Origin of the sequence: Aeromonas eucrenophila, from assembly GCF_000819865.1 — a bacterium.
Taxonomy (GTDB): Bacteria; Pseudomonadota; Gammaproteobacteria; order Enterobacterales; family Aeromonadaceae; genus Aeromonas; species Aeromonas eucrenophila.
This window is the reverse complement of record NZ_CDDF01000008.1, coordinates 22,890-48,216: the sequence shown is the minus strand read 5'-3', so window position 1 is coordinate 48,216 and position 25,327 is coordinate 22,890. Positions and strand designations below refer to the sequence as shown.

The window sequence follows — 25,327 nt, the reverse complement described above, 5'->3', positions numbered from 1 at the left end:
ATTTCCCGTTGACCACCCGCCCTAAAATCCGTTTAATAGCGCCCACGCCCAGATAGCTCAGTCGGTAGAGCAGGGGATTGAAAATCCCCGTGTCGGCGGTTCGATTCCGTCTCTGGGCACCAAGTTTTGGTGCCATGAAGTGAAAATGTGTTCATGCACAGTGGTTTAAAGTGTGCCGGCTTAGCTCAGTAGGTAGAGCAACTGACTTGTAATCAGTAGGTCACCAGTTCGATTCCGGTAGCCGGCACCATTTGCCCAGATAGCTCAGTCGGTAGAGCAGGGGATTGAAAATCCCCGTGTCGGCGGTTCGATTCCGTCTCTGGGCACCAATTAAGGATGATGAGATAGCGATATCTTGCATCCAAAGTACAATTCCTCCTTAGTTCAGTCGGTAGAACGGCGGACTGTTAATCCGTATGTCACTGGTTCAAGTCCAGTAGGAGGAGCCATTCAAGAGACCCTTGTCGCAAGACAAGGGTCTTTTTTTATGTTTCTCACTCCTTGTCATCGTCGCTGGTGGAAAGCAGACTAGCCTGATTAGGCGTAACCACTGATGGTGAGGAGAGGGCAATGGGAAGCTATGAACTGAAACTGGCCAAGAACGACCAGTTCTATTTTGTACTCAAGGCTGGCAACGATCAGGTGATCCTCAATAGTGAGATGTATACCAGCAAGGCGGCGGCCCAGAACGGTATCCAGTCGGTGCAGACGAATTGTCCCGAGGCGGGGCAATACGATCTGAAAGAGGCGACCAACGGCCAGTATCACTTCACGTTGAAAGCCAGAAACCATCAGGTCATCGGTTCCAGCCAGATGTATGCCAGCAAGGCGTCGGCCCAGAACGGTATCCAGTCGGTGCAGACCAATGGTCCGACCCAGACCATCAGGGATCTGACTGGCTGATCGGCTTGTTTGTCAGAAAGGTATCAAGGGCACTGCGGCGCTCTTTTTCATTTGAATAACCCACCAGCCAACTCATAATCCACCCCGGCGCATATTCGGTCTACGCGGCGAAGTTATCTCTGGGGTACAGGCACCAGAAAGAAAGATGGCGCAATTGTAGGCCGTCGGCAGTTTCAGTCTTTGAGACTGGCCGCGTGGGTTATGGTTGGACCGACGCATGGCCAGAGAAGCGAGAGGACGTGTGGGAAATGAGATGAATGGTACTGATATGACGAATGACCGAGTATAGTTGGCCGTTGGTCTGGGGTATTCCAGTCTAAATAGGAGATTCTCGTTTCGAGAACCGCGCCCAGCAAAGCGATACGCTCATTCCTGAATACCTCGTTTAGCAACTGAACCTACTCCCTTGTCAGCATATGTCCATGCACCGAAGCGACTTTGGACAAGAGTATTCTCCGTCAGGTGCTGGATAATACCCATCTACATATCCTCTTTGGTAAAGCAGGGGGCATGTAGATATCTTTAACACTTTGTACGGAGCTGCGCCTGATACAGTAGCTGAAACGCAATGGCGAACAGATGGTATATCAGGCGCTACTAACTTGCTCTTGCGACCCGAGTTATAGAGATAGCAGAATACTGAAACAGTTAGAAATGATAGTTTATCCTTGCTGTTACGGTACTAAATTTTGTTCTCATGCGACGCTCGCTAGCATCCGGGTAATTAGGATCTTGCAGGCTAACAGTACTGCTTCCTAAATTGGTGTAAATATATTCAACCCCGGCCGAAAGGTTATCATCAAACTTATATAGGACCCCCGCGCCGATATTTGCTCCAGCCCTGATATCGGAGGCGCTGGTGCTGAACTCTGAGACTTGACAACCATTCGTGATGCTGACCGATGATTTGTCACAGCTAAGTGAGTGCGTCGTTTTTGCGACGGTTACACCCGTTGTGATGTAAGGTAGGAAATTATCAACAGCGTAGCCCAATTTCACGTTCAGAGAACCTGACTGTTCTATTTCATCTTTACCACTGTATGGACTGAACTCATTGTTATCGCTGTCTTTCCACTCTCCATCAATATCGTTAAGCGATAACCCAGCTTCGACACCAATGACAATGTTGTTTTCGAGTTGCCAGTTGTGGCCAGCCTGAATTCCGCCAGTAAAGCCCGATATTGTTTCTTTGGTGGCGTCAGTATTTCCCTGGTCATGATTGGAGCCCCATCCATGTCCAAGGTTTGCTCCTATATAGAAACCAGACCAGTTCTCAGAAGAAGCAGACGTCATATTTGACAAGAGTAACAACGTGGTAGTCAGTAGCAATTTATTCATTTTCTAATTCCATTTTGCCTAAATAAATTTGTTTCATCATCAACAAATTTCGATTGATGCATTTTCCACTGCCGGCCAAAGGATACTGCTCTAAACTTCGAAAAACATGTACAGGACCTTAACGAAACATACTCTGCCGTGTTTGTCATAAAAAATATTGATAGATACTCTTTGCTTTTATTTTTATGAAAATCACTGAGCCTTGATAAGGATATGCAAGGTAGTCGTTTCTAACCAAATTTTATTCAGTGTTGCTGAGGTGCTTTTGGCAATGTTTTTAGCTATTGTCAATAGGTACCAAAGGCTGGCAATAGGTTTTTGGATCCGCGTCAAAAAATTTCATGATCGACTGAAATAAACACAGGGCAATTTGCTCATGTTTAGGTTAGTGTGCTTTATCTCGACGCAGAGCAGGACTTGTACAGTCAGTGTGTCAACGGCTAAATTCTATTTTTGGGCACCAAATATAGAATGATGAGATAGCGAAATCAGGTTTCTGCAGTACAATCCCTTTTTAATTCAGCCAGTAAATCCTCTCGCCGCTTAAGCTCCCGTACAAGTTTTCGCCCGTACAATGTCCCCATACATAACGAGGGCTGCGCTTGCCCACAACTAGCATTTACGAGGCTATACGATGAACTTCAGACTGAAAACAGCATGCATTGCACTGGCACTGGCGAGCACCGCGGCTCAAGCAACCGACGACATCTATTTCGGTGCCGGTATTGGTGCGGCCCACTTCAACGGTCTGAACAATGCCGCCGTCGAAGATGGTACCGAAGATGCGGCTGCCGCCAACCTCTTCATGGGTTACAACTTCAACGAAAACTTCGGTGCCGAGCTGGGCTATCAGTATGCGGGTCGTGGTAGTGCCGATGGCGAGCGTTACGAAACCCAGGGCGCGACCCTGTCCGGTATCGCCCGTCTGCCGGTGGGCGAGGATTTCTCCCTGTTCGGTGAAGCTGGCGCCTACTGGGGTCATACCGACGGTCTGGATAGCAGCGATACCCGTGTTTCCCCGATGGCAGGCGTGGGTCTGACCTACAAGCTGAACGATGCGCTGGATCTGCAGGCACGCTACCGCTACATGTGGGACGTGGCCGATCTGACGACTGCCACCGGCGAGCAGTACAAATCCAACCAGAGCGTTGCAACTCTGGAAGCGGTATACCACCCGTTCCGCACCTCCTACGTGGCCCCGGTTGCCGCCCCTGTGGTTGAAGAAGCCCCGGCTCCCGTGATCGTGGAGAAGAACTTCACCCTGAATTCCGACGTGCTGTTTGCCTTTGGCAAGGCCGATCTGAAGGCGGAGGGTGTCGAGGCTCTGGATGGCCTGTATAAGCAAATCGTTGAATTCCAGCCCAAAGATGGTAGCGCCGTCGTAGTTGGCTACAGCGACCGTATCGGTTCAGAGGCTTACAACCAGCAGCTGTCCGAGGCTCGCGCTCGCACCGTCGCCGACTTCCTGGTCAGCAAGGGTCTGGCAACCAGCAAGATCGCCATCGAAGGTCGTGGCGAAGCCGACCCGGTGACCGGCACCCAGTGTGACGGCGTCAAGGGCAAGAATGAGCTGATCGCCTGCCTGGCACCGGATCGTCGCGTCGAAGTCCGCGTCTCCGGCGTACAGGAAGTGCAGCAGTAAGCTGACGTCGCTTAGCTGATATGAAGAGGGGATGCCAAGGCATCCCCTCTTGCTTTTCCGCCTGCCTGACCCGAGCTGGACACAGGGGCTGTGATGGCACTTGCCCAGACTGGGTTACCCAAGTGAACGGTATGGCCTTGGTCACCAGGTATTTCACCTGATGTTCATTCCCCGTCCTTTTTACGCCAAACTGTCGTGCCTTTCCCTTTTATATATTCCCTGTCAGTGACTTAGCTTATGCTTCTCGCCTAGTATGGTGGCGTGACGGACGTCCACAGTGCCACTTCCCCCAGCATCAGGCCAGCCAACAGGCCAAGGCTTCAGACCCATGACCCTCTCTTTCTGATGCTGCCTGGCAGGACCTATTTGCTATCGAGGTAATGTATGAATGCAACCGAGCTTTGGCAGCTCTCCCCCGAGCAGTTCAATGCATGGCGCCGGGAGAATGACTACCCGCATATCTGGGAGCTGCTGGTGACGTCGTTGCCCCATTTCGACGACTGGATGGCCGAGCAAAAGGTCGACAAGCAGGTGATCTTCCAGATAGGGATCGCCCGCTTCATCAGTTCGCGCTGCGTGCTCAGCCTCTGCGTCTACATGAGCGATGACAAGACAAGGTTGTACGAGACAGCGTCGAGCGCGCTGGAGTCCCTGCGCAAGAGCGGGCTCATCCGCTCAGAATCGCGCTTCGAGCCTTACCTCATGTGGCTGAGCGGCAAGTATGGGAAGGAAGCCGCCAAGCGGGTGCAGAGCCTGCTGTCGGTCTCCGAAAACAACAAGGGGGAGGCACAGGTGCTCGGCAAGCATCGGCTGCTCAACATCGGTGGCATCGAGCTCAAAAGCCCCATCATCTCCGGCCGTTTGCTCGATTTCACCTGTCTCGACGAGCTCTCCCTGGACGGCGCCATCAACAACTCCAAGGTCTATCTGTGGCACTGCTCGGCCAAGGGAGTGCGGATAAACGGCGGCGTGATTGGTCTGGATCTGTTCGATTCCCTGCTGTGGGATCACAGGGCCTGGGCCAAGAAGCGGGAGCTGGCGCTGGAGGACGGGGTGTTCCAGGACTTCACCATAGAGTGCGAGGAGATACGATTTCACTCTTCCAGAGCCGTGTTGCAGAACTTCCATGTGAGCGCCAAGAGCTTCGATGCCACCATGGAGCACACCAACCTGGACAAGGTGCAGGTCGTCTATAACGAAAATGGCCGGATCGATCACAGCGAGGCCAGCAAGCTGTATCGCAATGCCAAGCGTATCTTCTCCAGCGTGGGGGATACCGTCGATGCCGGTGAGTGCTACTACAAAGAGAAGCTGCACGAGATGAAGTCGCTGGCGAGTCCACGGGAGCTGTTCAAGGAGCGCTGGCTGCGGGGCGGCATCTTGCGAAAAGGCCTGCTCTCCCTGCTGTGCTATCTCAAGTGTGGCTCCAAGTTCATCAGCTTCATCACCTGGGGCTTTGGCGAGCGGCCGATCAGAAGCCTGCTGATGTCCATGGGGGTGATTCTGCTGGCGACCCTGACCTATTTTCTGGCGCCGGAGTCGGTCACCCATGGCCATCTCGGTCGCTCCCTCTACTTCAGCATCGTGACCTTCGTGACTCTCGGCTATGGGGATATCTCCCAGACCTCGTCGCCGCTGCAGCTGTTGTCGGCCATAGAGGCCTTTAGCGGCATGTTTCTGACCGGTCTCTTCCTGGCGGGCTTTGCCTCGAAGACCAAGCAATATTGATGGGGGCGCCGACTCTGCTGTTGTCCGCAAGGCGGCGACCCTGGGGCGAGTGGGGCACAGCCCTGACTCGAAGAAGGTAATGGACGCTTGATTCCACCTTGGGGTAATCAAGCCCAGCGTACGACATTGGTTCCAAAGCCCGGCCATCATGCCGGGCTTTGTTGTTTCTGCGCTTCCCACTCCCTGCCTTGACGCATGGGGTCTGGTGCGACTTTATTTAAAGCTATCAGCCGGAGGCGATGGATGGCCTGCCGGGCGATGCAAGAGAACAGACAGAAGAGAGCAGACAGAGGAGCGAGAGCGGTACAGGAAGATCCACAATTCAAGCTGAGAAGGAATAACGCTATGATATTGAATCACTTATGGGGATTGTATGCCCATCCTCACACCGAATGGCATACCATAGACGAGAGGCACGACAGTTTTAGAAACAGTCTGACTCATATCCTGATAGTGGCCCTTATCCCATCCGTCTGCGCCTACTACTCCGCCGTACACATCGGCTGGAGCATAGGCGTTGGCGAGCCCATCACCCTGACCGCCAACAGCGCCTTCGTGTTGTCGGTGGCCATGTATCTCGCCCTCGTCGTCGGCGTGTTCGCCCTCTCTTATCTGGTGCACTGGATGGGTCATACCTTCGGCTCGGACCCCAGCTACACGACGGCGCTGGAGCTCGCGGCCTATACCTCGACCCCGCTGTTCATGGTCGGCTTCTCCGCCTTCTTCCCGCACCTCTGGTTCGTCATGCTCATCGGCCTCATCGGGCTCAGCTATTCTGTCTATCTGCTCTATATAGGGGTGCCCATCCTGATGCACATCCCCAAGGAGCAGGGCTTCATCTATGCGAGTTCTGTGGTCACGGTCGGCCTGGTGCTGCTGGTCTGCGTGCTGGCCACCACGGCCATTTTGTGGGGATCGGGCTTTGGTCCGGTGTTTACCTAGGCCACGGGGATCACTGCTCCATTCGGACTGATTAGCAGAAACAACAAAGGCGCCGCAATGGCGCCTTCTTTTATTCTTATATCCAACCATTTTATGGCTGATTCATCTGCTGCATGCCTGCCAGTTCCTCGGCGGTCATGGATCGCAATACCTTGCAGGGGTTGCCGACGGCGACCACGTTGGCCGGAATGTCCCTGGTCACCACTGAGCCTGCGCCGATCACACTGTTGTCCCCTATGGTGACGCCGGGGCAGATGACGGTGCTACCGCCAATCCAGACGTTGTTGCCGATGCGCACCGGCTTGCCAAACTCGACTCCGGCCACGCGCGGGGCCACCGCCACCGGGTGGGCGGCGGTGTAGATCTGCACCCCGGGTGCCAGCAGCACGTTGTCGCCGATATGCACCTCGCACACGTCGAGGATGGTGCAGTTGACGTTGGCGTAGAAGTTTTCCCCCAGATGGATGTTGGCGCCGTAGTCGCAGAAAAACGGCGGGTTGATGGCGCAGGCGTCGCCACGGCTACCGAGCAATGCTTGCAGCAGGGCATCGCGCTCCGGCTTCTCCTGCCACTGGGTGTTGAAGCTGTGGTAGAGGGCGCGGCAGCGCTCCCGCGCGGCCTTGAGCTCGGGGTCAGCCGCATCATAGGGTTGGCCCGCCACCATCTTGTGCCACTCGGCCCCGCGCTCTTTCTTCTGCACTGTGGCGCTCTGTTTGCGGGTCGCCGCCTTTGTCGTTGCTTCAGTCATCTATTCCACCAGCCAGATCAGGGATTCATAGGGGCGCAGGGTGCAGGATTGCGGCTGCGCCGGGCTGTCTTGGTAGTTGCCGAGCAGCAGGTGTCCCTTGCCTGCCTGCATGCCCGCGGGCAGGGCAAAGTCCACCGCCTCGCCGTAGAAGTTGCTCACCACCAGCAGCGTCTTGCCCTGCCAATAGCGGGCATAGGCCCAGAGGCGGTCGTGGCCCGGCAGCAGCTCCTGATAATCCCCCTGGGTGAAGACGGGGTGCGCCTTGCGAAGTTGGATCAGATCCCGGTAGTGCCAGAACACGGAGTTGGTGTCCGCAAGCGCGTCCTCGGCGTTGATGGCCGGGTAGTTGGCGGCGGGCTTGAGCCAGGGGGTGCCGGTGGTGAAACCGGCGTTGGGGGCCGCACTCCACTGCATGGGAGTGCGGGAGTTGTCCCGCGACTTGGCGGCCAGGATGGCGAGGATCTCGGCCTCGCTCATGCCTTCGGCTTGTTTGATGGTGAAGATGTTGCGGCTCTCCACATCCTGGTAGTCGTCGATGCTGGCATAGCCCGGATTGGTCATGCCGATCTCCTCCCCCTGATAGATGTAGGGAGTACCCTGCAGGCCGTGCAGGGTGCTGGCCAGCATCTTGGCGGCAACGACCCTGTGCTCGCCCTCGTCGCCGAAGCGCGAGACGATGCGCGGCTGATCGTGGTTGCACCAGAACAGCGCCGACCAGGCCTTGCCGTGCATGCCGCTCTGCCAGTGGTCGAAGATGCGCTTGAGTTCGAGGAAATCGAACGGCGCCTTGGTCCACTTGTCGCCATTCGGGTAGTCGACCTTGAGGTGATGGAAGTTGAACACCATGGAGAGCTCGGAGCCATCGAGGGCGCCATAGCGCTGGCAGTTTTCCAGCGAGGTGGAGGACATCTCCCCCACCGTCATGGCGCCCACCGGGGCGAACACGTCGCGGCTGATGTCCTGCAGGAACTCGTGGATGCGCGGCCCGTCGGTATAGAAACGGCGGCCATCGCCCCTGTCGTCGTTCGGGAAGGCCTGATCCTTGGAGATGAGGTTGATGACGTCGAGGCGGAAGCCGTCGACCCCCTTCTTCGCCCAGAAGTGGATCACCTTCTTCACTTCCGCCCTCACCGCCGGGTTCTCCCAGTTCAGATCCGCCTGCTCGCGGGCGAACAGGTGCAGATAGTACTGGCCGGTCGCCGCATCCAGCTCCCAGGCGCTGCCGCCAAACTTGGAGATCCAGTTGTTCGGGACGCCGCCATCCACCGGATCCTTCCAGATGTAGTAGTCGCGGTAGGGGCTGTTTTTATTCCCGAGGGCGGACTTGAACCAGGCGTGTTCGGTGGAGGTGTGGTTGACGACGATGTCCATCACGATGCGGATGCCGCGCTCATGGGCCGCCGCCAGCAGGGCTTCGAAGTCCGCCATGGTGCCGTAGGCGGGGTCGATATTCAGGTAGTCGGCGATGTCGTAGCCGTTGTCGACTTGGGGGGACACATAGACAGGGGTCAGCCAGAGGGCATCGACCCCCAGGGTCTTGAGATAGTCGAGGCGGGCCATGATCCCCTTGAGATCGCCGGTGCCGCGGGCGCCGGAGTCTTGAAAGCTCTTGGGGTAGATCTGGTAAATCGTGGCGCTTTGCCACCAAGGAGTCTGGCTCATGAGTCATTCCTCGTGTTGCGTATGAATAGACTTGAAATGTAAACGGCGCAGCCCTGGGGCTGCGCCGTGCTGTTGTTATCGATGTGCCGGATCAGGCCTCATCCACGGCCAACTTGCCGGTCGCTTGATGACGCTTGTAGAGCAGCATGGTCAGCGCGATGGGGACGACGATGGCCACCAGCATGGCGATGGCGTAGACACCCCAGAACTCGGGCTTGATGGTGAGGATGCCCGGCAGGCCGCCCACCCCTATGCCGTTTGACATCACATGAGCGAAGCCACAGATGAGGGCCGCGCAGCTCGAGCCGATCATGGCGCACAGCATGGGGAACTTGTACTTGAGGTTGATGCCGTACATGGCCGGCTCGGTCACGCCGAGGTAGGCGGAGATGGCAGCGGGCACCGAGATTTCACGCTCATTTGCCTTGCGGCTGATCAGTATGATACCCACCACAGCAGATGCCTGGGCGATGTTGGACAGTGCGATCAGCGGCCAGATCGGGGTGCCACCGATGTCCTTCATCAACTGCAGATCCACGGCGTTCGTCGTGTGATGGATGCCGGTGATGACCAGAGGACCATAGAGGAAGCCGAAAATAGCGGAGCCAATAGGAGCGAAGGAACCTGTCATGGCGGCTCGGGCAGCATAGCCTACACCTTCACCAATCCAGCGACCGAACGGGCCTATCAGGGTGTGGGCCAGCACCACCGTCACCAACAGGGCAACAAACGGCACTATGACCATGTAGAGGTAGGCCGGGATGATGCGCTTGAGGTTGGTTTCGAGCCAGGCCAACACCACACCCGCGAGGATGGAGGGAATAACCTGGGCCTGGTAGCCGACCTTCTGGATGGTAAAGAGTCCGAAGTCCCATACCTCGGGTATAGAGCCACCGATGCCATAGGCATTCATCAACTGCGGCGACACCAGAGTGATCCCCAGCACTATCCCCAGGATCTCGGAACCCCCCATCTTCTTCACGGTGGACCAGCAGACGCCGACCGGCAGGAAGTGGAAGATGGCCTCACCCAGCAACCAGAGGAAGGAGTGGACCCCCGCCCAGAATGCGCTGATCTCGACCAGGGTATGGGTACCATCGTCGAACATCTTGATGTCGCCGATGACGTTGCGGAAACCCAGGATCAGACCACCGGTGATGATGGCGGGCAGCAGGGGGACGAAGATCTCCGCCATGTGGGAGATGGCGCGCTCCAGCGGGTTCATGTTCTGGCGAGCGGCATTCTTGGCGGCGTCCTTGCTGGCCCCGCTGACGCCGATCTCGCTGGTCAGCGCCTTGTACCAATACTCCACCTCGGTGCCGATGACCACCTGGAACTGGCCGCCCTGGGTGAAGCTTCCCTTGACCGAAGGGATCTTCTCGATGGCTTTGCTGTCGGCCTTGGCCGGGTCATTGAGCACGAAGCGCAGTCGGGTCAGGCAGTGACTGACGGTGGCGATGTTCTCCTTGCCGCCGATCTTGTCGATGAGCTGGGCCAGATGTTGTGCGTTGATCTTGGACATGAGTCTTCCCTCTGTGACTCCAGTGAGTTTGGTATGCATCGCTCTTTGGGGCCAATCTGCCGACCCGAGCATTCTCGGTATAGTTCCTATTTAGCATGCTACCAATTCTTCTCGATCAAAATGGGAACGTTCCCATTTCGTGGTGGATATCACAAAACGGGTGAATTTTGCTCAATGCGCAGTGATGGGGCTCACAGCAGCTGGCAGGGGGCTATGGTGGCCTGCGGCGATAGGTTTTGCTCGATCTGGCCGAGCAACTGGCGGGCGGCCTGTTCGCCGGCACCTTTGTAACCGAGATCCAGGCTGAGGGCGTTGGGGAAGAGGAAGGTTAGCAGGGGGTTGTTGCCAAGGCCGGTCACCAGCACCTCGCTACGCCCTTGTTCTTGCAGGTATTTGGCTGCCCCCATGGCGAGGGTATCGCTGGCGCAGACCAGCGCCTGGGTGCCTGGGGTGAGCAGCTCGGCCGCCAGCCGATAGCCGCTCTGCAGGCTGAGGTCCCCGAGCGCGCTGCGCGCTTTCAGCCCCCGTGCGGTGCAGTGGGCCAGATAGGCGTCGAGCCGGCGCTGGCCTGTGGTGAGATCCGATGTATCGACTCCCAGATAGGCGATGTCGCTGGCACCGCGTCGCTCCAGCTGGGTCAGCATGGTGTGCACGGCGCCGGCGTCGTCGAAGCAGACCGAGGAGAAACCCGGATGCTCCCGCGCCATCAGCACCAGCTTCTCCTTGAGTGGCGCCATGGCGGCATAGTCGAGATCGTTGAAGGCGAACAGTATGATGCCGTCCACCCCCCGCCGCTCCAGCACGGCCAGGTGCTCGTGCACCTTGGCGGGGGAGAACTTGCTCTCCATCAGCACGGCGTCGTAGCCATGGCGGTAGAGGGTCTCCAGCATGCCGCGCACCGCCTGATTCTCCGAGCTCGAGTCGAGCCGGGAGACTATGATGCCCACCACCTGCTGGCTCTGGCTGCGCATGGCTCTGGCCGACTTGCTCGGCACGAAGCCGTGCTCGGCGATGACCTGCTCCACCCGTTCCCGGGTCTGGGGTTTGACCTTGGGATCCTGGTTGAGTACCCGGGAGACGGTCGACTTGCCGACGCCAGAGAGGCGGGCGATGTCGAGGATGGTCAGTTTCTTTTCCATATCGGGTGCTCAGGCAGGGAATTGCCCACATTGTTGTGATTAACCCCTGTGAATACAAGCCCATGACGCTAGAATGGCCTCTCCATTCCGGCTGGCGGCCTGCCGCTCGCATCGCACAGGACGCGCATCATGGATCTGTTGGCAAGTCTGCACTTCTCCCTCTCCATCACAGGCCCCATCTGCATGGTGCTGCTGCTCGGCATCTGGCTCAAGCGTCTCGGCCTGTTGCCGGACAGCTTCGTTGAGTCCGCCTCCCGCCTGGTGTTCCAGGTCACCCTGCCAGCCCTGCTGTTTCTGAGCATGGTGCGCACCGATTTCTCCACCATGCCGAGCCCCTGGCTCATCCTCTACGGCCTGCTGGGCACTTTGGCAGGCTTCCTGGTGCTCGAGCTGTTGGCTGCCCGCTTCATCAGCGAGCAGAAACTGCGCGGCATCTTCGTGCAGGGCAGCTTTCGCGGCAACATGGGGATCATGGGGCTGGCCTATGTGCAAAATGCCTATGGGCCCGAGGGGATAGGCGCCGCGGCCCTGCTGGTCGGGGCGGTGACCGTGCTCTACAACATACTCGCTGTCATCACCCTCACCCGCAGCCTGGGGGGCGGGCGGGGGATCAAGCCCATCCTGAAGGGGATAGTCAAAAACCCCCTCATCATCGCCATCCTCTCGGCGCTGCCGTTCGGTCTGCTCGGCATAGAGCTGCCGTCGCTGGTCATCAACACCGGCAACTATTTTGCCAATATGACGCTGCCGCTGGCCCTGCTCTGCACCGGTGCCAGCCTCAACCTCAAGGCCCTGCGCGGCGGCGCCACCCTGACCGGCTGGGCCACCGCCAACCGCCTGTTCTGCATCCCAGTGCTGCTGGTGACGGGAGCCTGGGCGCTCGGTTTCAGCACCCAGGCCCTCGGCATACTGTTTCTCATCAGCTCCACCCCGACGGCGGCTGCCAGCTATGTGATGACCCGCGCCATGGGCGGCGACAGCGTGTTGGCCGCGAACATTATCGCCACCACCACCTTGGGCTCTCTGGTGAGTACCAGCTTGGGGGCCGCCCTGATGAACTACCTCGGGTTAATGGGCTAGCCAGGTGCCAACCTGTTTGCCGTCGTAATCGTTACTGCCTTGCACTCACAGCTGAACATCGGCCTGAGAGCCGCCCCGATAAACTAACTCGGGCTGATGGGATAACCCGTCAGCCCAGCCGCTCGCGTTCCTGCTCCAGCACCATCTTCTCGTGGGCGAGGAAGAAGGGGCGGTAGAGCACATAACCGTTGAGGATGCAGACCAGGCTCATCAAGCCGTTGTTCCAGCTGCCGTTCGCCGCCCAGGCCGCGCCGAGGGGAGAGGGCATGGACCAGGGCAGCAGGGCGATGAACCGGTCGAGGAAACCCCACTGGGTCAGCTGCCAGGCGATCACCGCGTTGATCAGCGGCACGCCGATAAAGGGCAGGAAAAACAGCGGGTTCATTATGATGGGAAAGCCGAACAGCAGGGGCTCGTTGATGTTGAACATGGAGGGAATGAAGCCCAGCTTGCCCACCGACTGGATGGAGTGGCAGCGGCTGCGCATGGCCATGAACACCAGCGGCAAGGTGGTGCCTATGCCCCCGATCAGCAGGTAATAGTCCCAGAAGCCCTGCAAGAAGATGTGGGGCAGGGGCTCTCCTGCCATCAGCGCCGCCTGGTTGGCACTCACCCCGGCCATCCAGAAGGGTGACAGCAGGCCTGTCACTATCAGGGCGCCGTGGATCCCCATGAACCAGAGCAGGTGGGCGATGAGCAGGGTGATCAGCAGGGCGGGCAGGGTGTCGGCCCCCACTATCAGGGGACGGAACAGGGAGGCCATGAAATCCGGCAGGCTGATGCCGAACTGCTGCTGCAGCCAGAGCCGCAACAGGCTCAGGGACAGCATGGTGAACAGCAGCGGCACTATCAGCTGAAAGCCCCGCCTCGTCATCACCGGCACCTCCTCCGGCATCTTGATATACCAGCCGCGGCGATAGAAGAAGCGGGTCACCTCCACCGAATAGAACGCCATCAGCAGGGCCGTGAAGATCCCGGCGCCCCCCAGATAGCCAAACACCCCGGGTTGCAGCGAGCGGAAGTCGATCAGCATCAGAAACGCCATGCAGCCCCCCAGGCCGCACAGCCGCTCCGGCATCTCATAGGCCTTGGCGAGGCTGGAGGCCGAGCCAAAGGCGATGATCAGCGCCACCAGCCCCAGGGTGTGGGAATAGACCGGAAACAGAAAGGGGTGCAGCTCCCGCGCCAGCCAGTGCAGCCACTGCCCGAAGGCGTGCGGAGTGTCGGGGGAGATGGGGGGAAACAGTATGGGCACCAGCAGGCTGCCGACGATGACGAAGGGCATGGCCAACTGAAAACCATCCCGTAACGAGAGCACATGGCGACTGCGGGTCAGCCAATTGGCAAACGGTACCATGCGCTGCTCAATCATGCCGACCAGCATTGCCATCCATTGCAGGTTCATCACTCTATTTTCCGTCCCTTTTCGCTTTTCATCCCCTGTCATCCCGGGGCTTTGGCTCCATTCTGACGATTTTGCTGCTCCGTTTCCGTAATATCCGCGACCATTTTGCCATTTCATTACTTCGCTCACACTTCCAGCCGCTCCGGACCGGAAATTACCGATCTCGCTCACACATCGACGGATGAGTTATGGAAACCGGTTTCCAATTTAAATCCGTTCGATCAAGAATGCCCCGTCCGTTACGAACGTCTGGAGAATCGGGAAATGAAAAAGATCATGTTGTGCTGCTCCTCTGGCATGTCCACCAGTCTGCTGGTCAAGAAGATGAAAGAGGAAGCGGACAAGCGGGGATTGAGCGCAGAGATACAGGCCTTCGGGGCGGCAGAGTTCGATCTGCAGATGCCGCACTACCAGGTCGTGCTGCTGGGGCCCCAGGTCAAATACATGCAGGCCGAGTTGCAGCAGCGGGCAGCCGCCCACGGCGTACCGGTCGACACCATCAACATGATGGATTACGGCATGCAACGGGGTGACAAGGTCCTCGACCACGCCCTCACCCTGATCGGCTGATGAGCAGACTCCAACCAGTGAAAGTCACAAGGAAACCTTCATGAACACCCTTTACGAACGCTTTGTCAGTACCATAGAAAACCGGGTCAGCCCCCTGGCCGGGCGGATTGGCCAGCAAAAATATGTGCAGGCAATCCGTGATGGCTTCATCGCCGCCTTGCCCTTCATGATCGTCGGCAGCTTCATGCTGGTGTTCATCTTCCCCCCTTTCTCACCCCAGACCCAGTGGGGCTTCGCCCGCGCCTGGCTTGACTTCTCGGCGACTTATCAACCCCAGTTGCTGTTGCCGTTCCAGCTGAGCATGGGGCTGATGACCCTGTTCATCTCGGTGGGGATAGGGGCCAGCTTGGCCCGCCAGAATGGGCTGGATCCGGTCACCACGGGTCTGCTCTGCCTGATGTCCTTCATGCTGGTGGCCGCGCCGGTCAAGGATGGCGCCATCTCCATGCAGTACTTCTCCGGCCAGGGGATCTTCACGGCCCTGATCACCGCCATCTATGCGGCCGAGGTCTATGCCTTCCTCAAGCGCAACAACATCACCATCAAGCTGCCGCCCCAGGTGCCGACCGGCGTCGCGCGATCCTTCGAGGTGCTGATCCCGGTGCTGGTGATCATCCTGACCCTGCACCCCCTCAACCTGTTGCTGGAAAACACCACCGGCATGATCTTGCCTGAGGCCATCATGTCCCTGGTCAAGCCGCTGGTGGCTGCCTCCGATTCCCTGCCTGCCATGCTGCTGGCGGTATTGGTGTGCCAGATCCTCTGGTTCGCCGGGATCCACGGCGCCCTGATCGTCACCGGCATCATGAACCCGTTCTGGATGGCCAACCTGGCCAACAACCAGGCCGCCATGGCGGCGGGTGAGGCACTGCCCCACATCTTCCTGCAGGGTTTCTGGGATCACTACCTGCTGATCGGCGGCGTCGGCTCCACCCTGCCGCTGGCCTTCCTGCTGCTGCGCAGCAAGGCGGCGCACCTGAGATCCATCGGCAAGATGGGCGTGGTGCCGGGCCTGTTCAACATCAACGAACCCATCCTGTTCGGTGCCCCCATCGTCATGAACCCTGTCTTCTTCCTGCCCTTCATCCTGGTGCCCATGATCAACGCCACCCTGGCCTGGTTTGCCCTGGACTTCGGCCTGGTCGAGCGGGTGGTTTCCCTCACCCCCTGGACCACACCCGGCCCCATCGGTGCCTCCTGGGCCGCCAACTGGGCCATCAGCCCCATGGTGCTGAGCCTGCTGTGCATGTGCTCCGCCGCGGCCATGTACTACCCCTTCCTGAAAGCCTATGAGCGCACCCTGCTCAAACAGGAAGAGCAAGCCGACCGCGTGGAAGCGCGTCCGCTGGCGGCGGCCGCCAGCCGTTGATTGCCTGCCGGGGCCGCCTGGCGGCCTCTCTTTTCAAGCCTGGAGTAACAACAGATGCAATACCGTTTTCCTGAACAGTTCTGGTGGGGCAGTGCCTCGTCCGCCGCCCAGGCGGAGGGTGCCAGCCAGCAAGGGGGCAAGGCGCCTACCATCTGGGATCACTGGTTCGAGCAGTCCCCCAATCGCTTCCACCAGCAGGTTGGGCCGGCGCAGACGTCCGGTTTCTATGAGCATTTTCGCGACGACATCCGCCTGCTGCGCCAGCTTGGCCATAACAGTTTTCGCACCTCCATCGCCTGGTCACGGCTGATCCCGGCGGGACGGGGAGAGCCGAACCCGGAGGCCGTCGCCTTCTATGACGCCATGCTCGATGAGCTCAAGGCCGAGGGGATAGAGCCCTTCATCTGCCTGTTCCACTTCGACATGCCCATGAGCATGCAGGAACTGGGGGGCTGGGAGAGCCGGGAAGTGGTCGCCGCCTACGCCGAGTTCGCCGAGACCTGCTTCCGGTTGTTCGGTCACAAGGTCAAGCACTGGTTCACCTTCAACGAGCCGATCGTGCCGGTGGAGGGGGGCTACCTCTACGACTTCCACTATCCGAACGTGGTGGATTTTCGCCGCGCCGCCACCGTGGCCTACCACACCATGCTGGCGCACGCCACGGCGGTGCAGCGTTACCGCCTGCTCGGCCAGGATGGCCAGATCGGTATCATCTTGAACCTCACTCCCTCCTATCCGCGCTCGCAACATCCGGCGGATCTGAAGGCGGCCAACATCGCCGATCTGATGTTCAACCGCAGCTTCCTGGATCCGGCGGTCAAGGGGGAATACCCGGCCGAGCTGGTGGCGCTGCTCGAGGAGTATGACCAGCTGCCGGCCTGCGAACCGGGGGACAAGGCCCTGCTGGCGGCGGGCAAGATAGACCTGCTGGGGGTCAACTACTACCAGCCGCGCCGGATCAAGGCGCGCAGCAACGCGGTCAACCCCGCCAGCCCCTTCATGCCGGAGTGGTTCTTCGATTACTACGAGATGCCGGGTCGCAAGATGAACCCGCACCGGGGCTGGGAGATCTACGAGCAGGGGGTCTACGACATCCTCACCAACCTGCGCGACCACTACGGCAACATCCCGAGCTACATCTCGGAGAACGGCATGGGGGTCGAGGGGGAGGCCAAGTTCAAGGGCGAGGATGGCCAGATCCAGGATGACTACCGCATCGGCTTCATCCGGGATCACCTCATCTGGCTGCACAAGGCGCTGGAAGAGGGCTGCCAGTGCCGGGGCTATCACCTCTGGACCTTCATCGACAACTGGTCCTGGAGCAATGCCTACAAGAATCGCTACGGCTTCATCGAGCTGGAGCTGGAGAGCCAGACCCGGCGCATCAAGAAGAGCGGTCAGTGGTTCGCCACCGCCGCCCGCGAGAATGGCTTTGACTGATTATTCCGTCAGACCCGTATAGAGAGCGCGCCGGCCCGGGGCCGGTGCTATCACCAAGGAGTGTGTATGTTCGATCTGGAAGAGACTGTCATGGGTCTCATCATCAACGCCGGCATGAGCCGCAGCCTCTGCTTCGAGGCGCTGCGCCAGGCCAGGGCCGGCCAGTTTACCGAGGCAGACGATCTGCTGCGCCAGGCCGCCGAGGCCGCCAATGCCGCCCATGCCGTGCAGACCCGGCTGATCGAGGCGGATGAGGGGGAGGGCAAGATCCCGGTCAAGTTGATCCTGGTACACGCCCAGGATCACCTGATGACCGCCATGCTCGCCCGGGAGCTGGTCACCGAGCTCATCGAGCTGCACCGCAAGCTGGCCGCCTGAGGGACACCATCATGTTGCGACTCGGACTCGACATCGGGGGCACCAAGATAGAGGCACAGCTGCTCGATGATGAAGGCGTCAGCCTGCTGCGCAAGCGCATCCCGACCCCGACCAGCGGCTACGCCGACTTCCTGGCCGCCATCACCCAGCTGGTGGAGGGCATACGCCAGGAGCTGGATCGCCCCTTCAGCATCGGCATCGGCTTGCCCGGCGCGGTCAGCCCGCAGACCGGTCGCATCAAGAATGCCAACTGCCTGTTTCTCAACGGCCAGGACCTCAAGGGCGATCTGATGCGGGTGCTGGGTCAGTCGGTTGCCATCGCCAATGACGCCGACTGCTTCACCCTGTCGGAGGCCGTCGACGGGGCCGGAGAGGCGGGGCGACTGGTGTTCGGTATCATACTCGGCACCGGCTGCGGCGGGGGACTGGTGGTCAACCGTCAGCTCATGGTCGGCCCCAACGCCATCACTGGGGAGTGGGGCCACAACCCCTTGCCCGGCTACGATCCGGCGCTGGATGGCCCGGCTCAGCCCTGTTACTGCGGCCGCGACAACTGCATAGAGCGGTTCGTCTCCGGTACCGGTTTCAGCACCCGCTTCAACCAGGCCCACGGGGTGAGCATGAGCACCCCGGAGATCATGGCGGCGGCGGCCCTGGGCAACCCCGAGGCGCACGCCCACTACCTGCACTTCATCGGTGCCCTCGGTCGCAGCGTGGCCAGCCTGATCAACGTGCTGGATCCGGATGTCATCGTGTTTGGCGGCGGCCTCTCCAACCTCGATGCCCTCTATCGGGAGCTGCCCGCGGCGCTGGAGCCTTATCTGTTCTCGGATCGCTGCATCACCCGACTGCTGCCCGCCCGCTATGGGGACAGCAGCGGGGTGCGGGGGGCCGCCTGGTTGCCCAGTTGCAGCGAAGGAGTCGCGACATGGGCCCTCTGATCCCCGCCCGAAGGGGAAGGCGTCGATGCCCGCCCTGAGTTAGCACGCGGGGCCCTGCCCACCCCGCACCACCCATGTTCCTTGCCTCACATTGCCCAGCGATGGGGGAAAGGCATGCCCGAATTTGCCCTCTCTTCGGAGAGACAAATAAATAAACGCTTATATATCAAAATCATAAAACTCAAGGAATGATAATAATGAAACTGACGAACCTGTCCGCCCAGCTGATCGCCATCCTGGCCCTGAGCACTCCTTTCATGGCCAATGCCGTGGTGGAGACCAACACGGACTTTGGGCGCCTGAGCCTGGGGGGCGATGCGGAGATCAACCTCAACGCCTCCAACACCACCCGTGGCAACGTGCTGGGTCAGACCAGCGAGACCCGCAGCGACCGCTGGGACGAGGACGGCCGCCTGCTGCTGAACTTCCAGGGGGTAAGGGAGTTGGAGGATGGTCGCTACGGCCAGATCCAGATCCAGCCCACCATAGGCACCAACGGTGGCGCCGGTGCCGATGATGCCTACCTGGGCTTCGGTCAGCGCAGCAACTGGGGCATGAAGGTCGGTCGCTTCGAGGCCTATGACATGTTCCCGCTGGGTCAGGACATCTTCGTCGAGCACTCTGGCGACAGCGCCAACGATCTCTACTCCGATGGCAACGGCTACGTCTACATGCTGAAGGAAGGCCGCGGCCGGGCCAGCAAGGGCGGTCAGCTGCTGCTCAACAAAGAGACGGGTAACTGGTATCTGGAGCTCTCCACCCTGATCGGGGATCGCACCAACCTGTTCGCCGGTCAGCAGTACCATGGCTATGCGCTGACCAAGGCCAAGGACTCCATCATGGTGCGTCCGGTCGTCGCCTGGAAGGGGGAGAATCTGAAGGTTGCGCTGGGCGCCGAGGGCAACGTGATCAACGACGCCATCGTGACCAGTGACGATGTCTCCGTATCCGATCGCATGGGCTACGGCATCACCACCAGCTGGACCCAGGATGCCCTGGTCATCAACGCCAACGCGGCCCGCATGGATGCCGAAGATGAAACCGATACCACCCTCGGTGCCAACCTCATCTGGCACAACGCCGGTCTGGGTTACATCTACGCCATCAACGACATCAGCAGCGCCAACCTGAACAACAACAGCGCCGACTTCAGCAAGATGATCGGCAAGCACACCATCAACACCGTTTACGCCTCCTACAAGATCCCCAATGTGCTGGATCTGAACAACTTCGACATCTATCTGGGGGCCTACTGGTCGCAGCTGAATGTCGACAGCAGCGAGGTGGACAATATCGACCGTTACGGCGGCCGCGTGCGCTTCAAGTACTTCTTCTGAGTTGAAAGCCTGCATGACAGAGGGGAGCCCGGGCTCCCCTTTTCCATTGGCGCAACGAGGCAACCCTTACCGGCCGGCATCGGCTTGTGCTAGGATGGAAACCTGTTAACCGGTTACCGTTGATGAAGCCATGGCCAATATTACCGACGTATCGCGTCTCGCGAATGTATCCAAAGCCACCGTTTCCCGCGTCCTGAGCGGCTCTCGCGGAGTGCGTGAGGAGAGCCGGCTGGCCGTGCTGCAGGCGGCGGAGCAGCTAAATTTTCGTCCCAATGCGACCGCCCGCTCCCTCGCCACCCAGGCGACCGATTGCATCGGCGTCATCCTCTCTCCCCAGTTGGGGGGACACCTTGCCAGCATGTTGCCCCTGATCGACGGCTTCCTCACCGGGGCCGGCAAGAGCATGCTGGTGCGTTTCGCCGAAGGGTTGGCCCAACAGCAGCAAGCGGTCGACGAGTTGCTGGGGGGGCGCTGCGATGGGGTGCTGGTGATCGGTGCCAAGCAGGCACTGCAGGCGGATGACAGGCTGATCCAGCTCGACGGTGTCAGCGACTCGGACAACCTCAACCTCTGCTATGACCTGACCTTCGCTACCGAGAGTGCCTGCCGCTTCCTGCTCGGCAAGGGGCACCGTCAGCTGGTGTTGATGCTCGACGACAAACACTCCCCGGCCGGGAAGCATGCCATTCAGGGTTACCAGCAGGCGCTGCAGCAGCAGTCGCTGCCCTACAACGGCCAGCTGGTGATCGATGGCACCGGCAACCAGCAGGCCCTGCTCGGCCTGCTCAACCGCTATTTGCCGTTCACCGCGCTGGTGGTGCAGCACGATACCCTGGCCGCCGAAGCCATGCGGCTGCTGCGGGAATTCAACCTCAACATCCCCCAGGATGTCTCCGTCATCAGCCTGGAGGGATCCCCGCTGGCGGATCAGCTGACGCCGCCCCTCACCTGCATCGAATACCCGAGCGAGCGGTTGGCGCAGGAGTGCGTGCGTCTGCTGCAGGCGCAGCTGGCCCAGAGCCTGCTTCCCGCCGATGAGCAGCTGAAGTTTCACGGTCGCCTCATCGTACGTGAATCCGTGGTGGCGCGCTGAGGCTTGACCTTGCCGCTGGCGGCAGCTTTAGGCTGAGAAAACACCCACAGAGGAGAGCAATCATGACTATCGAACTCACCGTATCCGGCATGTCTTGTGGTGGCTGCGCCGCCAGCCTGCAGAAGGCGCTGCTGGCCCAGAGCGCCGTCACACAGGCCAGCGTCGACTTCGACAGCCGCAAGGCCGTGGTCGAGAGCGAGCTGAGCAAGGCCGAGATCGTCGCCCTGATCGAGGCCAAGGGCTTCTCGGTAGAGTGAACTAACACCATAGAGGTAAAAAACAGACTAATATTCTGTTTGCTTGTTTTTAATGGTGAGAGTGATCACTTAAATTCGGTTTAAAAAGAATAAAAATGCTGCAATCAACCACCCAGAAGGATTGCAGCATGACCCTCCCTATCCGCAAGACCCTGCTCGCCACCGTACTCGGCATGACCCTCTCCCCCCTGGCCATGGCGCTGCCCAGCGTGCACATACTGGCGACCGGCGGCACCATTGCCGGGGCGGGGCAGTCTGCAACCCAGTCCAACTACGAGGCCGGCAAGGTGGCCATCGAGACCCTGATCGCCGCCGTGCCCGAGATGAAGAACGTGGCCGAGGTGCAGGGGGAGCAGGTGGTCAAGATAGGCTCCCAGGACATGAACGACGAGGTGTGGCTCAAGCTCGCCAAGCGGGTCAACGAGCTGCTGGCCAAGGATGACGTGGATGGCATCGTCATCACCCACGGCACCGACACCATGGAAGAGACCGCCTACTTCCTGAACCTCACCGTCAAGAGTGACAAGCCGGTAGTGCTGGTCGGCGCCATGCGTCCCTCCACCGCCATGAGTGCCGACGGCCCGCTGAACCTCTACAACGCCGTGGTCACCGCCTCCGATCCCAGCTCCAAGGGCCGTGGCGTCATGGTCGCCATGAACGACACAGTGCTGGATGCCCGCGACGTCACCAAGACCAACACCACAGGGGTGCAGACCTTCGCCGCCCCGAACTTCGGCCCGCTCGGCTATATCCACAACGGCAAGATAGACTACCAGCGCAGCCCGGCCCGCCTGCACACCAGCAAGACCCCGTTCGACGTGAGCAAGCTCGACAAGCTGCCCCAGGTCGGCATCGTCTACAACTATGCCAACGCCAGCGATCTGCCGGCCAAGGCCCTGGTCGATGCCAAGTTTGACGGCATCGTCAGCGCCGGGGTGGGCAACGGCAACCTCTACCATACCTTGTTCGATACCCTGGCCAAGGCGAGCGAGGATGGCATCCGGGTGGTGCGCTCCGCCCGCGTGCCGACCGGTGCCACCACCCTGGACGCCGAGATCGACGACGCCAAGTACGGCTTCGTGGCCGCCGGCACCCTGAACCCGCAGAAGGCGCGCATCCTGTTGATGCTCTCCCTGACCCAGAGCAAGGATCCCAAGCAGATCCAGCGCTGGTTCCAGGAGTTCTGATCCCGGGGCTAGGCCCAACTGACATCACGTCATGAAAACAAAGGGCAGGATCGGATCCTGCCCTTTTCCATTGCGTCTTGCCGGCCCCTCAGGCCAGCATCAGCCAGCCGCCGAAACCGAGGTACACCAGCCCCACCCAGGCCAGCTTGCCCGCCGTCATCCGCCCACGGCGAAAGCCCCACCACAGCATCAGCACCGCCAGCAGGGTCACCAGGGAGGAGACCATCATGGTGCGGTCGAGCAACCAGGGGGTAAACAGCAGACAGAATGCCTTGGGAATGGTGCCCTGGATCATCATGGCGCCAGAGATGTTGGCCAGTGCCAGCCGATGCTTGCCCTGGCGCACCCAGATCAGCACGTTCATCAGCTCCGGCATCTCGGTCGCCACCGGGCTCAGCAGCAGGGCAGCCAGCACGGGAGAGAGGCCAAGCAGCTCGCCCATGCTCTCCAGCTGATGGACGAACAGCTGAGCCGCCAGCGCCACCACCACCAGCGCCACCAGGGTTTGCAGCAATACCTTGCGAAGCGGCGGGATCCCGGCCCCGGGGGCCAGCTTGAGGGGCTCGGGCAGCTCGACCTCGTGGCTGTCGGTCTGCTGCAGCTCGCGGCGCACATAGACCAGGTAGATCAGCACGAACAGCGGGGCCAGCCAGGCTTTGCCGGTGAAAGTCACCATGCCGAGGGCCACCGCCACCAGGAAGATGCCGACAAACCAGCGCTGATCCCGGCCTATGGCGCGTTGCACCTCGTCCTCCATGACCCTGTGCTCAGGGCTCATGTACAGCAGCAGGGTCAGGCCGACGGCAGAGTAGCCGATGGTGGAGAGCACCAGAGGGCCGCCGAGGGCGGCGCCTATCCCGATCTGTTGCTGGACGGGGGCATCCCCCATCAGCAGGGCGGTCAGGGTGACGATGCATTCGGGCAAGGCCGTGCCGAGGGCCGCCAGCAGGGAGCCGGTGGCGGTCTGGGAGACCTTGAAGTGATGGCCTGTCCATTCGATACCGTTGACGAAATATTCGCAGGCGAGATAGATGGTGACGGCAGAGAGCAGGAATAACAGCAGGGTAATCAGCATGGTGTGCAACCGCCGGGCGAGCAGAACAACCGATGGACCCGATACGGCTCACCCGGCTGGCGTGCATATCGAGGCCAAAGGTCTTGCAGAGCGATAGATGCTATCGCCGCCCATGCCATGGATCGGCAGATCCAAGAATGTTGACATGAGCCCTGCCCGGATCACGGGCGGGTTGCTACTCCCCAATGACAGTGCGGGCTTTTTACCAAGTTGGGCAGCCCCTCACAAGGCAAATTGGCGCTCATCCACTCAACAAGTTGTAAGGGGATGTAACCTCCATCCAGCGCCAGCAGACAGACTTCACGATGAGGATCCCGATCTTTTCCCGGAGATCTTCGCCTTGGCACAACGATTGCTTTGAGTTGTCTACTGTCCACAATGCTCTGGGAAGGATGAACGATGAAACGGTGGATCCAACATTTCTATCAGCTGAACCGCCTCAACTGGCTCATGGTCTGGCTGCTGCTCTGCTGCAGCATCATTCTGCTGTTCCCGGCCGGCCTGATGAAGGGGGCGGTCAGCCAGTGGGCCACGACCCACGCCGCCTGGCTCGGGGTCGGCATGCTGATCGCCATCTCCTACTTCTGCAGTCAGGCCTTCCTGATCTTCTGGGAATGGGCCTGTGACGAGTGGCAGTCCCGCCGTCAACAGGGTCAGCTGGCCCAGATGATCGGCTTCCTCGACTTCAACGAGAAGGCGGTACTGCGCGAGTTCGTGCTGCAGCGCAAAAGCGTCATAAACCTGCCGATCACCGAGCCTGCCGTCAAAAACCTGATGGACGCCGGCGTACTGACCTACGCCTATGGCAAGCCGGTGCGGGAGAAAGAAGACGAGAACCAGATCCGCGCGCTGATGATAGCGCTGTCGGCCCGGCCGCTGCTCACCTACAAGGTGCTGGGGTTGTCCCGGGGCAAGATGAGTGACGAGCAGGTGGAGCAGATCATGAACGCCAGGCCCAAGTTCGCCCAGAAGAGCCTGCAACGTTAAGCCTGTCGTCAGCCTGACATAAAAAAAGCCGGACATTGTCCGGCTTTTTGCTGTCTGGCGTTGGTTACTCGGTGCGCGCCTTGAGGTAACCGGCGTAGTCCGGCACCTGTATGCTGAAGGCGCGCTGCATGTGCGGGCTGTCCATGATGAAGTCCGCGGTCGCCTCGTTGGTGGCGACCGGAATATTCCACACCGCCGCCAGACGCAGCAATGCCTTTACGTCCGGATCGTGGGCCGCGGCATTGAGGGGATCCCAGAAGAAGATCATCACATCGATCTTGCCCTCGGCGATCAGGGCGCCGAGCTGCTGGTCGCCACCCATGGGGCCCGAGAACAGGCAGGTGATGGGCAACTGCGCCTGTTTGCCGAGCAGGGTGCCCGTGGTGCCGGTCGCATAGAGGTGGTGGAGCTTGAGCTCCTCCTTGCGGCGCAGCACCCAGTTCAGCAAGGGGGTTTTCATGTTGTCGTGAGCCACCAGGGCTACCCGCTTGTGGGGTGCCATCTCACGTGCAATCAGTTCCATGGAGGTCTTCCGTAGCAATGTGAAGGTAATTGAGCCGTATCCTAATCGAAAGCGGCGCCCG

23 protein-coding genes, 4 tRNA genes and 1 riboswitch are annotated in these 25,327 nt (G+C 59.8%); of the genes, 19 read left to right on the top strand and 8 right to left on the bottom strand.

All coding sequences use genetic code 11. The annotated features are described in order from the left end of the window. The first annotated feature begins 46 nt into the window (after positions 1-46). The 5 genes from BN1124_RS09245 (at position 47) to BN1124_RS09225 (ending at position 903) form a co-directional block, all read left to right on the top strand. Positions 47-122, top strand: a tRNA-Phe gene (locus BN1124_RS09245). A 52-nt stretch (positions 123-174) separates the two neighbouring features. Further along, positions 175-250, top strand: a tRNA-Thr gene (locus BN1124_RS09240). Positions 251-253: 3 nt separating this feature from the next. Beyond that, positions 254-329: transfer RNA gene (locus BN1124_RS09235), tRNA-Phe, on the top strand. Positions 330-373: 44 nt separating this feature from the next. Further along, positions 374-449: transfer RNA gene (locus tag BN1124_RS09230), tRNA-Asn, on the top strand. 121 nt (positions 450-570) lie between these two features. Continuing rightward, complete coding sequence (locus BN1124_RS09225; protein WP_042641222.1) at positions 571-903, top strand: YegP family protein; 333 nt, start codon at positions 571-573, stop codon at positions 901-903. Positions 904-1,551: 648 nt separating this feature from the next. Here the strand turns inward: BN1124_RS09225 and BN1124_RS20850 are convergent. Then, a complete protein-coding gene (locus BN1124_RS20850) occupies positions 1,552-2,241 on the bottom strand; it encodes an outer membrane protein (protein WP_082041527.1) in 690 nt (229 codons plus the stop codon). Between the two features lie 634 nt (positions 2,242-2,875). On the opposite strand from BN1124_RS20850, the gene ompA reads away from it, so the two are divergent. The 3 genes from ompA to BN1124_RS09210 all read left to right on the top strand — a co-directional run bounded on the left by ompA (position 2,876) and on the right by BN1124_RS09210 (position 6,553). Further along, positions 2,876-3,883 carry a porin OmpA gene (gene ompA, locus BN1124_RS09220; protein ID WP_042641220.1) on the top strand — a complete coding sequence of 336 codons (1,008 nt, stop codon included), beginning with the start codon at positions 2,876-2,878 and terminating at the stop codon, positions 3,881-3,883. Between the two features lie 384 nt (positions 3,884-4,267). Further along, positions 4,268-5,611: a potassium channel family protein gene (locus BN1124_RS09215; RefSeq protein WP_042641218.1), complete on the top strand. Its 1,344-nt coding sequence runs from the start codon at positions 4,268-4,270 to the stop codon at positions 5,609-5,611. A 345-nt stretch (positions 5,612-5,956) separates the two neighbouring features. Continuing rightward, positions 5,957-6,553, top strand: coding sequence for a Yip1 family protein (locus BN1124_RS09210; protein WP_042641216.1), 597 nt, complete (start codon positions 5,957-5,959; stop codon positions 6,551-6,553). Between the two features lie 91 nt (positions 6,554-6,644). On the opposite strand, the gene BN1124_RS09205 is transcribed toward BN1124_RS09210, so the two are convergent. The 4 genes from BN1124_RS09205 to treR form a co-directional block, all read right to left on the bottom strand. Then, positions 6,645-7,301 (bottom strand): sugar O-acetyltransferase, encoded by a 657-nt coding sequence (locus BN1124_RS09205; RefSeq protein WP_156128229.1) that lies wholly within the window; start codon positions 7,299-7,301, stop codon positions 6,645-6,647. Further along, positions 7,302-8,963 carry an alpha,alpha-phosphotrehalase gene (gene treC / locus BN1124_RS09200; protein ID WP_042641214.1) on the bottom strand — a complete coding sequence of 554 codons (1,662 nt, stop codon included), beginning with the start codon at positions 8,961-8,963 and terminating at the stop codon, positions 7,302-7,304. A 91-nt stretch (positions 8,964-9,054) separates the two neighbouring features. Continuing rightward, complete coding sequence (treB, locus tag BN1124_RS09195) at positions 9,055-10,485, bottom strand: PTS trehalose transporter subunit IIBC (RefSeq protein WP_042641212.1); 1,431 nt, start codon at positions 10,483-10,485, stop codon at positions 9,055-9,057. A 191-nt stretch (positions 10,486-10,676) separates the two neighbouring features. Further along, positions 10,677-11,624 (bottom strand): trehalose operon repressor TreR, encoded by a 948-nt coding sequence (gene treR, locus BN1124_RS09190; protein ID WP_042641211.1) that lies wholly within the window; start codon positions 11,622-11,624, stop codon positions 10,677-10,679. 129 nt (positions 11,625-11,753) lie between these two features. On the opposite strand from treR, the gene BN1124_RS09185 reads away from it, so the two are divergent. Beyond that, a complete protein-coding gene (locus BN1124_RS09185) occupies positions 11,754-12,704 on the top strand; it encodes an AEC family transporter (protein ID WP_042641209.1) in 951 nt (316 codons plus the stop codon). Between the two features lie 109 nt (positions 12,705-12,813). Here BN1124_RS09185 and BN1124_RS09180 read toward each other — a convergent pair whose 3' ends face one another. Then, positions 12,814-14,109: a PTS sugar transporter subunit IIC gene (locus tag BN1124_RS09180; protein ID WP_033129483.1), complete on the bottom strand. Its 1,296-nt coding sequence runs from the start codon at positions 14,107-14,109 to the stop codon at positions 12,814-12,816. A gap of 264 nt (positions 14,110-14,373) precedes the next feature. On the opposite strand from BN1124_RS09180, the gene BN1124_RS09175 reads away from it, so the two are divergent. The 9 genes from BN1124_RS09175 to ansB all read left to right on the top strand — a co-directional run bounded on the left by BN1124_RS09175 (position 14,374) and on the right by ansB (position 22,681). Continuing rightward, complete coding sequence (locus BN1124_RS09175) at positions 14,374-14,679, top strand: PTS sugar transporter subunit IIB (protein ID WP_033129482.1); 306 nt, start codon at positions 14,374-14,376, stop codon at positions 14,677-14,679. A gap of 40 nt (positions 14,680-14,719) precedes the next feature. Continuing rightward, positions 14,720-16,048, top strand: coding sequence for a PTS sugar transporter subunit IIC (locus tag BN1124_RS09170; RefSeq protein ID WP_042641208.1), 1,329 nt, complete (start codon positions 14,720-14,722; stop codon positions 16,046-16,048). Between the two features lie 54 nt (positions 16,049-16,102). Continuing rightward, a complete protein-coding gene (locus BN1124_RS09165; RefSeq protein ID WP_042641207.1) occupies positions 16,103-17,488 on the top strand; it encodes a glycoside hydrolase family 1 protein in 1,386 nt (461 codons plus the stop codon). Between the two features lie 66 nt (positions 17,489-17,554). Beyond that, positions 17,555-17,866, top strand: coding sequence for a PTS N,N'-diacetylchitobiose transporter subunit IIA (gene chbA / locus BN1124_RS09160; RefSeq protein WP_042641204.1), 312 nt, complete (start codon positions 17,555-17,557; stop codon positions 17,864-17,866). Positions 17,867-17,877: 11 nt separating this feature from the next. After that, the gene (locus BN1124_RS09155; RefSeq protein WP_042641201.1) at positions 17,878-18,807 is read left to right on the top strand and encodes an ROK family protein; all 930 of its coding nucleotides are present in this window, start codon (positions 17,878-17,880) and stop codon (positions 18,805-18,807) included. 197 nt (positions 18,808-19,004) lie between these two features. Continuing rightward, complete coding sequence (locus BN1124_RS09150; RefSeq protein WP_042641199.1) at positions 19,005-20,144, top strand: carbohydrate porin; 1,140 nt, start codon at positions 19,005-19,007, stop codon at positions 20,142-20,144. Positions 20,145-20,274: 130 nt separating this feature from the next. After that, entirely contained in the window at positions 20,275-21,237 is a 963-nt protein-coding gene (locus tag BN1124_RS09145; protein ID WP_033129476.1) for a LacI family DNA-binding transcriptional regulator, read from the top strand. Between the two features lie 62 nt (positions 21,238-21,299). Next, positions 21,300-21,494, top strand: a complete 195-nt coding sequence (locus BN1124_RS09140; protein ID WP_033129475.1) for a heavy-metal-associated domain-containing protein — start codon at positions 21,300-21,302, stop codon at positions 21,492-21,494. Positions 21,495-21,622: 128 nt separating this feature from the next. Next, on the top strand, positions 21,623-22,681 hold the full coding sequence (ansB, locus tag BN1124_RS09135) for an L-asparaginase 2 (RefSeq protein WP_042641440.1): 1,059 nt from the start codon (positions 21,623-21,625) through the stop codon (positions 22,679-22,681). A gap of 88 nt (positions 22,682-22,769) precedes the next feature. Here ansB and BN1124_RS09130 read toward each other — a convergent pair whose 3' ends face one another. Continuing rightward, positions 22,770-23,756, bottom strand: coding sequence for a sodium:calcium antiporter (locus tag BN1124_RS09130; RefSeq protein WP_042641197.1), 987 nt, complete (start codon positions 23,754-23,756; stop codon positions 22,770-22,772). Positions 23,757-23,844: 88 nt separating this feature from the next. Continuing rightward, positions 23,845-23,952: riboswitch (yybP-ykoY riboswitch) on the bottom strand. A 203-nt stretch (positions 23,953-24,155) separates the two neighbouring features. On the opposite strand from BN1124_RS09130, the gene BN1124_RS09125 reads away from it, so the two are divergent. Continuing rightward, the gene (locus BN1124_RS09125) at positions 24,156-24,743 is read left to right on the top strand and encodes a superinfection exclusion B family protein (protein ID WP_042641196.1); all 588 of its coding nucleotides are present in this window, start codon (positions 24,156-24,158) and stop codon (positions 24,741-24,743) included. A 64-nt stretch (positions 24,744-24,807) separates the two neighbouring features. Here BN1124_RS09125 and BN1124_RS09120 read toward each other — a convergent pair whose 3' ends face one another. Next, positions 24,808-25,266, bottom strand: a complete 459-nt coding sequence (locus BN1124_RS09120; RefSeq protein WP_033129472.1) for a methylglyoxal synthase — start codon at positions 25,264-25,266, stop codon at positions 24,808-24,810. Positions 25,267-25,327 lie beyond the last annotated feature (61 nt).